Source organism: Rhodobium orientis (genome assembly GCF_003258835.1).
GTDB lineage: Bacteria > Pseudomonadota > Alphaproteobacteria > Rhizobiales > Rhodobiaceae > Rhodobium > Rhodobium orientis.
Window position 1 is genome coordinate 1 of record NZ_NPEV01000097.1, and the last position, 7,097, is coordinate 7,097.

General features: G+C 62.8%; 6 protein-coding genes. 1 reads left to right on the top strand and 5 read right to left on the bottom strand.

Going from position 1 to position 7,097, the window contains the following annotated elements; translation table 11 throughout:
- Positions 1-47 precede the first annotated feature (47 nt).
- The 5 genes from ccoG to ccoN are packed head-to-tail and all read right to left on the bottom strand — an operon-like array spanning position 48 to position 4,991.
- Entirely contained in the window at positions 48-1,499 is a 1,452-nt protein-coding gene (gene ccoG, locus CH339_RS23315; protein ID WP_111436814.1) for a cytochrome c oxidase accessory protein CcoG, read from the bottom strand.
- Between the two features lie 38 nt (positions 1,500-1,537).
- The gene (gene ccoP, locus CH339_RS23320) at positions 1,538-2,431 is read right to left on the bottom strand and encodes a cytochrome-c oxidase, cbb3-type subunit III (RefSeq protein WP_111436815.1); all 894 of its coding nucleotides are present in this window, start codon (positions 2,429-2,431) and stop codon (positions 1,538-1,540) included.
- A gap of 3 nt (positions 2,432-2,434) precedes the next feature.
- The gene (locus tag CH339_RS23325; protein ID WP_111436816.1) at positions 2,435-2,581 is read right to left on the bottom strand and encodes a cbb3-type cytochrome c oxidase subunit 3; all 147 of its coding nucleotides are present in this window, start codon (positions 2,579-2,581) and stop codon (positions 2,435-2,437) included.
- Positions 2,582-2,591: 10 nt separating this feature from the next.
- The gene (gene ccoO, locus CH339_RS23330) at positions 2,592-3,326 is read right to left on the bottom strand and encodes a cytochrome-c oxidase, cbb3-type subunit II (RefSeq protein ID WP_111436817.1); all 735 of its coding nucleotides are present in this window, start codon (positions 3,324-3,326) and stop codon (positions 2,592-2,594) included.
- A gap of 12 nt (positions 3,327-3,338) precedes the next feature.
- Positions 3,339-4,991, bottom strand: coding sequence for a cytochrome-c oxidase, cbb3-type subunit I (gene ccoN / locus CH339_RS23335; protein WP_111436818.1), 1,653 nt, complete (start codon positions 4,989-4,991; stop codon positions 3,339-3,341).
- Positions 4,992-5,717: 726 nt separating this feature from the next.
- On the opposite strand from ccoN, the gene hemN reads away from it, so the two are divergent.
- Complete coding sequence (gene hemN, locus CH339_RS23340; protein ID WP_111436819.1) at positions 5,718-7,067, top strand: oxygen-independent coproporphyrinogen III oxidase; 1,350 nt, start codon at positions 5,718-5,720, stop codon at positions 7,065-7,067.
- The last annotated feature ends 30 nt before the right edge of the window (positions 7,068-7,097 follow it).

Here is a 7,097-nt window from a genome sequence, read left to right on the forward strand (position 1 = left end):
GGCCCGGCCCCCCTGCGGGGGCCGGAAAACCGTTTTGGGAGGACGCTTTACGGCCCCTTGAAGTAATCCTCGGTCTTCACCGTCTCGCCCGATCCGGTGTCGGTGATGCGGAAGGCGATCGGCGCCGACTTGCCGAGCTTGGCACTACTATCGGCGATCACCAGCACGCGCAACTCGCGGGTCTGGTCGGGGCCGACCGTGATCACCGGATCGCCGGCGGCGGTCTCCTCGATGCCGACGGCCTGGATCTTCGTGCCCTGCGGCATGCCTTCGACCGACATCACGAAGACGCGCTCCTCGGTCCGCTTGTTGAGGATGCGGATCGTGTAGCCGTTGCGCACGCCGCCGTCGGAAAGCTGGACGTAGAGCGGGTTGCGATCGTGCAGGACATTGAGGCCCTCGAAGGACCGGGTCGCCAGCGTGAAGGTCATCAGCGCGCCGACCAGCGCGATCATCACGACATAGACCATGGTACGGGCGCGGATCGGCTTGAACACCGGCTCCTTGCCTTCGATACGGCGCTGGATGTTGATGTCGGTGTCGTAGGCGATCAGGTTGCCCTCGCGGCCGACCTTATCCATCACGGTGTTGCAGGCGTCGATGCACAGGCCGCACTGGATGCAGCCGAGCTGCAGGCCCTTGCGGATATCGACGCCGGTCGGGCAGACCGCGACGCACTGGTTGCAGTCGATGCAGTCGCCGACCTGTTCGCCCGCATTGCGCAGCTTGTCGGCCTGCTTGACGGAGGCGCGCGGCTCGCCGCGGTCGTAGCGGTAGGTGACGTTGAGGGCGTGCTCGTCGGTGAGCGCTGCCTGGATGCGCGGCCACGGGCACATATAGATGCACACCTGCTCGCGCATGAAGCCGGCAAAGACGTAGGTGGTGAAGGTCAATATGCCGATGAACATGTAGGCGGCAAAGGGCGCCTGGCCGGTCGCCAGATCCTTGACGAGGGTCGGCGCGTCGGCGAAATAGAGCACCCAGGCGCCGCCGGTCCACCAGGCGATCAACAGCCAGATCGTGTGCTTGGAGACCTTTTCCAGGATCCATTCGCCGGTCCAGCGCTTCTTGTCGAGCTTCATGCGCTCGCGCCGGTCGCCCTCGATCAGGCGTTCGACCGCGTAGAAGAGATCGGTCCAGACCGTCTGCCAGCAGAGATAGCCGCACCAGACGCGGCCGGCGATGGCGTTCATCAGGAACAGCGTCATCGCCGCGATGATCAACAGGCCGGTGAAGTAGTAGACTTCCTGCGGCCAGATCTCGATCCAGAAGAAATAGAAGCGGCGGCCCGGCAGATCGACCAGGACCGCCTGATCCGGGGCGTTGGGGCCGCGGTCCCAACGCACGAAGGGCAGGAGGTAGTAGATACCCAGGGTGATGATGAGGACCGCCCAGCGGATGTTGCGGAAAGTTCCCTTGACCGCCTGCGGGTAGACCTTCTTGGCGGCGACATAAAGTGGTGACTGACCGCCGCCGCCGCCCTGGGTATCTGCTCTCATTTAAACTCCGCCCTTCGCGTTTGGAGTCTCGTCGGCGATCAGGCGCCGCCGCCGAGGCTGTGTACGTACACCGCAAGGGACTTGATGGTCACTGGATCGAGACGACCGGTCCATGACGGCATCACGCCCTTGCGGCCGTGGGTGACGGTTTCGACAACCGTGTCGACATCGCCGCCGTAAAGCCAGATCTTGTCGGTGAGGTTCGGGGCGCCGAGATCCTGGCTTCCCTTGCCCTCGTCGCCGTGGCAGGCGGCGCAGTTTTCTGCAAAGACAGTCTTGCCGGCTTCCAGATCGGCCCCGCTCTCGGTCTCGCCGCCGGACAGCGACACGACATAGTTGGAGACGTTGCGGATCTGCTGTTCGTTGAGGAGCCCGTCGTCGCCCCAGGCCTGCATGCCGATGGCATAGGCAACGGGAGACTCGCGGGTGTCGTCATCCTCGCCGCGGATGCCGTGCTGGATTGTGGTGTGGATCGCGTCGAGCGAGCCGCCCCACAGCCAGGCATCGTCGTTGAGGTTCGGATAGCCCTTGGCGCCGGTGGCACCGGTGCCGTGGCAGGCCGCGCAGTTGTCGCCGAAGGCCGCCCGGCCGTTGGCCATGGCGAACTCCAGAAGCTGCTGGTTGCCCTGGATCTCCTCAAGCGAGGCGTCGACCAGGCCACCGCCGGCCGCCGACCGGCTCTCGACCGCCGCATTGTGGGCGGCGATCGCCTGCGAGCGCTGGGAGGCGCCGAGGAAGCCGGTGGTGTAGCCCGACACCAGCGGCCAGGCCGGCATCAGGATGGTGTAGCCGATGGCCCAGACGATACAGGCGTAGAACACCATTACCCACCAGCGCGGCAGCGGCGTGTTCAGCTCCTTAAGGCCGTCCCATTCGTGACCGGTGGTCTCGGTACCGGTCGCCTCGTCGATAGTCTTGTTGTCGTTTGCCATGGATCAGTCCTCCCGAAGGGGGATGCGGGCGGCATCGCGGAAACGCTTGCCGTTGCTCGGCCACAGCGCATAGACGAGGACCGCCGCAAAAAGGATAACGAAATAGACGAGTCCCCACGTCTGCGCGAAGGAAGCGAGATCTTCATACATCCTGTCGCTCCTATCTCATGTTGGCTTGGTCTTCGTAGCTGTATGTCGAGAAATCGACCAGCGTACCAAGCATCTGCAGATAGGCGAGGAGGGCGTCCATTTCGGTCACCTCGTTCGGATTGCCGTCGAAGTCACGGACAACCGCCTTCGGGTAACGTTCCAGGAACGCATCGACGCCGTCGGCTTCCGGATTGGCCTGGATGGCGAGATCCGCTTCCGCGTTCTCGATCTGATCGGCCGTATACGGCACGCCGACGATGGCGTTGGTTTCCAGGTGGCCCTTGATGTTCGGAACTTCCAGACTGGCCGTGGCCAGGAACGGATATCCGGGCATCACCGATTCCGGCACCAGGTTGCGAGGCGCCTTCAGGTGCTCTCGATGCCATTCATCGGAGTACTTGCCGCCGATGCGGGCAAGGTCCGGGCCGGTGCGCTTCGATCCCCACTGGAAGGGATGGTCGTACATCGATTCCGCGGCGAGCGAGAAGTGACCGTAGCGTTCGATCTCGTCACGCAAGGGGCGGATCATCTGCGAGTGGCAGTTGTAGCAGCCCTCGCGGATGTAGATGTTGCGGCCCGCCAGTTCCAGCGGCGAGTAGGGGCGCACCCCTTCGACCTTCTCGATCGTCGACTTCAGGTAATAAAGCGGGACGATTTCGACAAGGCCGCCGACGGCAACCACCACAAGGATGGCGACCGACAGGAGGATCGAGTTCTTCTCGAGGATTTCGTGCCTGTTTGCCATGGTCTTGACCTCCTATTCGGCTGCAACCGGACGCGCGGCGGCGGTTGAGGGTTCCTCAGCCTCGCCGTGGCGGATGGTCATGTAGACGTTGTAGACCATGATCAGGGCACCGAGCAGGAACAGGATGCCGCCAATCGCACGAATGACGTAGAACGGGTGCATGGCCGCGACCGTCTCGATGAACGAATATTCGAGGAAGCCGAGGCTGGTATAGGCCCGCCACATCAGGCCCTGCAGGATGCCGGACACCCACATCGCCGTGATGTAGAGGACGATGCCGATGGTCGCGACCCAGAAGTGCCAGGAGACGAGCTTCAGCGAGTAGACGGCCTTGCGGCCCCAGAGCCACGGCACCAGGCAGTAGATCGCACCGAAGGAGATGAAGCCGACCCAGCCGAGGGCACCGGAGTGCACGTGGCCGATGGTCCAGTCCGTGTAGTGCGAGAGCTGGTTGACCGCGCGGATCGACATCATCGGACCCTCGAAGGTCGACATGCCGTAGAAGGCGACCGAGACGACGAGCATGCGCACGACCGGATCGGTCCTGAGCTTGTCCCAGGCGCCCGAGAGCGTCATCAGACCGTTGATCATGCCGCCCCAGCTCGGCATCCACAGGACGATCGAGAAGACCATGCCGAGGGTCGAGGCCCATTGCGGCAGAGCCGTGTAGTGCAGGTGGTGCGGACCGGCCCAGATATAGACGAAGGTCAGCGCCCAGAAGTGCACGATGGACAGCCGGTAGGAGTAGACCGGCCGGTTCACCCGCTTCGGGATGAAGTAGTACATGATGGCCAGGAAGCCGGACGTCAGGAAGAAGCCGACGGCGTTGTGGCCGTACCACCACTGGGTCATGGCGTCCTGGACGCCGGCCCAGGCGATGTAGGACTTGGAACCGAACATCGACACCGGAACGGTGACGTTGTTGCCCAGGTGCAGCATCGCGATGGTGATGATGAAGGCGAGGTAGAACCAGTTCGCCACGTAGATGTGGGAGTCCTTGCGGCGCCACAGGGTGGCCAGATAGACCAAGAGGTAGACGACCCAGACCACGGTCAGCCAGAGGTCGGCGTACCATTCCGGCTCGGCATATTCCTTCGACTGCGTCACGCCGAGCAGGTAGCCCGTGCCGGCGATGACGATGAAGGCGTTGTAGCCGAGAATGACGAACCAGGGGGTGACGATGCCGGGCATGCGGGCCTGGCTGGTGCGCTGGACGACGTAGAACGAGGTCGCCAGGAGCACGTTGCCGCCGAATGCGAAGATCACCGCGGAGGTGTGCAGCGGGCGCAGGCGCCCGAAGTTGGTCAGCGGGAAATCAAGGTTCAAGGCCGGGAAGGCGAGCTCCCAGGCGATGTAGTCGCCGACCAGAAAACCGGCCACGCCCCAGAACAGGGCCGCAATGACCGCGAACTTGATGGGTCCGTAGTTGTAGTTCGGCCTGCCGTCGATCTCGCGCGGCGGATTGCCCGACCGTGCAGAGTACCCGCGGAAAACCAAAAATACGCCCAGCGCCGCAAAAACGACGCCGACGGCGGCGTGAAACGCCATCACCTGATCGACCGCCTTGCCAGCGATCACCAGGCACAGTAGTGCCAACACTGCGAGGAACGCGGCATAAAAGCCTTCCTCCAGCGTCAGTTTTTTTGCCTCAGCAGATCGAGCCATCGTTCCGCCCTAAGTATGGTTTGAGTTTCATCCACCGGACCCCGAATTGGGTCCGCTGGTCACCACGGTTACCTATGGATGACTCCCACGGCACCGCTTTGATCTATATCAATATGTCGCTGCCCCAGCCGATTCAGCCATGCGGCGGGTGGCATATGATCATACAAGGGCTCCGGGACTTCAAGCGTAATTCAATCAAGTGGATAGCCCTTTCCAGGACGGTCCGATAAGAGGCGCCGGACAGACCAGAGTTAGAACTGGACTGCTTCCAAAGCATTGAGAAATATCAATTAATTCTAATATACGATGGCGCGTTTTTCCCGTCTATCCGCGAAAAAGCCGTCAGCACATAGGGTTGACGGTATTTGTGCCTGCGTCATTGTGTTGCAGTTCGAGGGACATATCAGCGCTGTTGATGGATTGAAGGGGTTCCCTGAACATATATCAATGGGACGCAAAATTCCGCCCGATCGGCCCTAAAAGTGGACTCTGGGTGTTGACTATTGTTCTCGTTTTAGAATGCTTCGAACGAAGCCTGCGACATCGTTACGGGCTTTGCCGGACCCATCTTTTTTCAACCGCCCCGGGGATCCCGCCGGCAAGGGGTCCGCGCGCCGCCGATCGTGTATAAAGACCCTATTCGCCGCAGTTGATCGGCCGGCAGATGTCTATAAAATTTGACAGGGATCAAGGAAGCCCGAGACGGCAAGAGATTAGATCGAATCCATGGACACAATCACCGAACGCTACGCCACCCGCTCCGTTCCGCGCTACACCTCCTATCCGACGGCGCCGCATTTCGGCCCGGAAGTGACAGGAGAGGTCTATGCCGGCTGGCTCAGGGCGCTGCCGGCCGACACAGAACTGTCACTCTATCTTCACGTGCCGTTCTGCCGGGAGATGTGCCACTATTGCGGGTGTCACACCAAGGTGACACACAAGGACGCCCCGCTTTACGACTATGCCGAGGTGCTGGTGCGCGAGATCGCGATGATCAGCGCCATGGTGCCGGGCGGCCTGCCGGTCAGCCACATCCACTGGGGCGGCGGCACGCCGAGCCTTCTGCCCGACCGCGCCTTCCGCGACGTGGTCGAGGCGCTGCAAAAGGGGTTCTCACTCGCCGACAATCTGGAGCACGCGATCGAGCTCGATCCGCGCACGGTGACGCCGGAACTTGCCAAGACCCTTGGAGACTGCGGCATCACCCGGGCGAGCCTTGGCGTCCAGGACTTCTCCTACGACGTTCAGCAAGCGATCGGCCGCATCCAGCCGAAGGAAAACGTGCTGGATTCCGTTGCCGCGCTGAAGGCGAACGGCATCAACGCCATCAACCTGGACCTGATGTACGGACTGCCGAAGCAGACCGTCGATACCATGCGCGCCACCGCCGAGGCCGCCGCCGCGCTGCAGCCGAGCCGGCTGGCGCTGTTCGGCTACGCCCATGTGCCGTGGATGAAGAAGCACCAGCGGCTGATCAACGAGGACGACCTTCCGGGCGTGGAGATGCGGCTGGAACTGGCGACGGCGGCGCGCGACGCGCTGAAGTCCATCGGCTACCACGCCATCGGGCTCGACCATTTCGCCCACAACGACGACTCCATGGCGATCGCCGACCGCGAGGGCACCCTGCACCGCAATTTCCAGGGCTACACCACCGACGGCGCCGATGCGCTGATCGGCTTCGGCGTCTCCTCCATTGGCAAGCTGCCCCAGGGCTATGCCCAGAACGCGCCGGACATCGGCGGCTGGAAGCGGGCGGTCGATGCGGGCATGCCGCCGATCGTGCGCGGCAAGGCGCTCAGCGAAGACGACCGGACGCGCGCGGCCATCATCGAGCGACTGATGACCGTCTACGACGTGGACCTCGCCGAAATCGCAACGCACTTCCATCGCGACCCGGCCGACTTCCACGAGTCCCTCGAGCAGCTCGACGAACTGGTCGCCGACGGCCTCGTCGACGTCGACGGCTATCACGTCACCGTGCGCCCGGCCGGCCGGCCTTATGTGCGCGTCGCAGCCGCCGCCTTCGACACCTATTTCGCCGCCAACAAGGCCCGGCACTCCGTCGCCGTCTGACGGCCGCAAGCACGTTCAACAACCAAAAAC

Bases quoted from the DNA above. Each gene is read 5' to 3' on its own strand.
- ccoO (WP_111436817.1), bottom strand. From the start codon at position 3,326: ATGGCAAACAGGCACGAAATCCTCGAGAAGAACTCGATCCTCCTGTCG.
- ccoP (WP_111436815.1), bottom strand. From the start codon at position 2,431: ATGGCAAACGACAACAAGACTATCGACGAGGCGACCGGTACCGAGACC.
- ccoG (WP_111436814.1), bottom strand. From the start codon at position 1,499: ATGAGAGCAGATACCCAGGGCGGCGGCGGCGGTCAGTCACCACTTTAT.
- CH339_RS23325 (WP_111436816.1), bottom strand. From the start codon at position 2,581: ATGTATGAAGATCTCGCTTCCTTCGCGCAGACGTGGGGACTCGTCTAT.
- ccoN (WP_111436818.1), bottom strand. From the start codon at position 4,991: ATGGCTCGATCTGCTGAGGCAAAAAAACTGACGCTGGAGGAAGGCTTT.
- hemN (WP_111436819.1), top strand. From the start codon at position 5,718: ATGGACACAATCACCGAACGCTACGCCACCCGCTCCGTTCCGCGCTAC.